Source organism: Frankia sp. Mgl5, from assembly GCF_023242985.1.
Lineage (GTDB): Bacteria > Actinomycetota > Actinomycetes > Frankiales > Frankiaceae > Parafrankia > Parafrankia soli.
This window is the reverse complement of sequence record NZ_JALKFY010000096.1, coordinates 1-278: the sequence shown is the minus strand read 5'-3', so window position 1 is coordinate 278 and position 278 is coordinate 1. Positions and strand designations below refer to the sequence as shown.

Annotated in this window: 1 protein-coding gene; it reads right to left on the bottom strand. The window is 56.1% G+C overall.

Going from position 1 to position 278, the window contains the following annotated elements; translation table 11 throughout:
- Positions 1-257, bottom strand: a 257-nt coding sequence (locus tag MXD62_RS08525) for a glycoside hydrolase family 15 protein (RefSeq protein WP_248828847.1), incomplete at its 3' end; no start/stop codon positions are given.
- Positions 258-278: the final 21 nt, after the last annotated feature.

Below are 278 nucleotides of genomic sequence, written 5' to 3'. Positions count from 1 at the left end.
GGCAAATAAGAGGTGATCGCCTTACAGCCGCCATACACGGCAGCAAGTGTGGAAAGATAAATGTCATTGCCCCCCTCCTCCCAGCAATCGAAGTGAGGCAACTGCCAGCATGACTGCAGGTAATCAACGGTCAGCTCGATAGCAGGGCGGAGCGTTGTGATTAGCGGCAAATCCCCCGTCAATTTCACATGCTGCGCCAATCCCCACAGCCATGCCCCGTAGCCGTCCAGCTGGAAATTGCCCCATTTGCCCTGCACTTCCTCCCCGCCTGTGGTATA